The following is a 2,458-nucleotide window of genomic DNA, read 5'->3' as shown; positions in this document are numbered from 1 at the left end:
GGACATGCTGTTCGGCGATCTGCTGAGCCTCGGCTCCGGATTCTTCTGGGCTTTGACCAACATCCTCATCAAGCGGTCGAAGCTGGTCGAGGCGAGCGCCGAGAAGCTTCTGCTTTACCAACTCGCCGGGGCAGCGATCGTCGGCATATTGGTGCTGCCTCTCGCCGGCCCGCCCGTTCGCGACCCGACCGTGCTGCCGACCTTGGCGCTGCTCTTCCAGGCTGTCTACATCGTCGCCTTCACCTATGTGCTGTGGTTCTGGCTGTTGCGGCGCTATCCGGCGTCAGGCCTGTCCAGTTTCACTTTCCTGTCGCCGGTTTTCGGCGTGCTGTGCGGCGCCATGTTCTTGAATGAGCCGCTGACCATGCGCATTTTCCTGGCACTTGGCCTGATTGCCGCCGGCCTGATCATCGTCAACCGGCCAGTGCGCAAGCTGACGCCGGTGTAAGAGAGACCTTCTATGCGTGACATCCTCAACGACCTTGAAGCGGGCAAATATCTTTCGGATCCGGATCCGGTGCGCCGCGCCCAAATCCAGATGAAGACGCCTCTGCCGAAGCGCTTCTACAAGACCGTCTCGGTCGCGCCGGTCGAAGGCGGCTTTGCCGTGCATCTCGACGGCAAGCCGGTGCGCACGCCGGGCAAGGCGCTGCTGGCAGTGCCTACCGAGGCGGCAGCCGCGCTCGTCGCCGACGAGTTCGCCACCCAAAGCGAGACCATCAATCCGGTGACCATGCCGGTGATGCGGCTTGTGAACACCGCCATCGATGGCGTCGCCAGCGACCCGCAGGCGGTGCTGGAAGACATTCTGCGCTTCGCCTCGTCCGATCTGCTCTGTTACCGCGCCGACGCGCCGCAAGGGCTGGTGGAGCGGCAGAACCAGCATTGGGACTCGGTGATAGACTGGGCGAGGGGAACACTTGGGGTGCGCTTCAATCTCGCCGAGGGGATCATCCATGTCGAGCAGCCGCGCGAGACCATCGCGGTGCTGGGCAGCCATCTTGCCCAGCGAACAGAGCCGCTGCGTCTCGCCGCCATCCATGTGATGACGTCGCTCACAGGTTCGGCGCTGCTGGCGCTGGCTGTCGATTTCGGCGAGATCGACGCTGAGGCTGCATGGGCCGCGGCTCATGTCGACGAGGACTGGCAGATCGAGCATTGGGGGCAGGACGCCGAAGCCGTTGCCCGCCGCGCGGCTCGCAAGCACGACATGATGGCTGCTGTCGGCCTGCTGGAAGCGCTCAAGGGCTAAGGGTTTCCCAGTTCGCCCGGTTTCATCCCGCAGCGCACCTAATACCAAAGTCATAATCCCAAAGACGCGCTGCCTTTGGCGGGCGCTTTCTGTCATTTTTCCCGAATGGCTGTCGTTGAGTCCGTGCTCGGAGGAGAACGCGGACGGTGTCGCGCAGCATCGAGAACGGGTCTCACGGGAGGATAACGAAATGGCAATAGCATCGACCGCCGGCGGAGCAAGCCGCGCCATGACGCGGGAGGAGAAGAAAGTCATCTTCGCTTCCTCGCTCGGCACCGTTTTCGAATGGTATGATTTCTATCTCTACGGCTCGCTGGCAGTGTTCATTGGTTCGACCTTTTTCAGTCCAGCCATCCCGGAAGCGACCCGCAATATCTTCGCGCTGCTGGCCTTCGCTGCCGGCTTCCTGGTGCGCCCGTTCGGCGCATTGCTGTTCGGCCGCATCGGCGATCTTGTCGGCCGTAAATATACCTTCCTCGTCACCATGACGATCATGGGCCTGTCGACCTTCCTGGTCGGCTTGCTGCCTGGCTATGCGACCTTGGGCATCGCCGCTCCGGTGATCCTGATCATCCTGCGCATGCTGCAGGGTCTGGCACTGGGTGGCGAATATGGCGGCGCGGCCACTTACGTCGCCGAACATGCGCCGGACAACCGGCGCGGCTACTACACCTCGTGGATCCAGACCACGGCGACGCTGGGCCTGTTCCTGTCGCTGGTTGTGATCCTGATCGTACAGGCTTCATTGAGCAAGGAAAACTATGCTGCCTGGGGCTGGCGTATTCCGTTCCTCGTATCCTTCCTGCTGCTAGGCATCTCGATCTGGATCCGGCTTTCGCTTTCCGAATCGCCGACCTTCCAGCGCATGAAGGATGAGGGCAAGGGCTCCAAGGCGCCGCTGACGGAAGCCTTCGGTCAATGGAAGAATGCCAAGATCGCACTGCTGGCGCTGCTCGGCCTCACCGCCGGTCAGGCCGTGGTCTGGTATAACGGCCAGTTCTATGCGCTGTTCTTCCTGACCAACGTGCTCAAGGTCGACGCGCAATCGGTCAACATCATGATCGCGATCGCCCTGGCAGTAGGCTCGATCTTCTTCGTCGTCTTCGGCTGGCTCTCCGACAAGATCGGCCGCAAGCCGATCATCATGGCGGGCCTTGCCTTAGCGATTGTATGCACCTTCCCGCTGTTCAAGGCACTGACCTGGGC

3 protein-coding genes are annotated in these 2,458 nt (G+C 61.9%); all 3 read left to right on the top strand.

What is annotated here, in order from left to right; genetic code table 11:
* On the top strand, positions 1–448 hold a 448-nt coding region (locus EN984_RS31190), incomplete at its 5' end, for a DMT family transporter (protein WP_164765776.1).
* Positions 449–460: 12 nt separating this feature from the next.
* A complete protein-coding gene (locus EN984_RS31185; protein ID WP_127270981.1) occupies positions 461–1,252 on the top strand; it encodes an ATP12 family chaperone protein in 792 nt (263 codons plus the stop codon).
* A 190-nt stretch (positions 1,253–1,442) separates the two neighbouring features.
* Positions 1,443–2,458: MFS transporter (locus EN984_RS31180; RefSeq protein WP_127384205.1), on the top strand; the 1,016-nt coding region annotated here is incomplete at its 3' end.

Origin of the sequence: Mesorhizobium sp. M7A.F.Ca.CA.004.12.1.1, assembly GCF_003997835.1 — a bacterium.
In the GTDB taxonomy this organism is placed as follows: Bacteria; Pseudomonadota; Alphaproteobacteria; order Rhizobiales; family Rhizobiaceae; genus Mesorhizobium.
The sequence above is the reverse complement of the archived record's forward strand: the minus strand, read 5'-3'. Positions and strand labels throughout refer to the sequence as shown.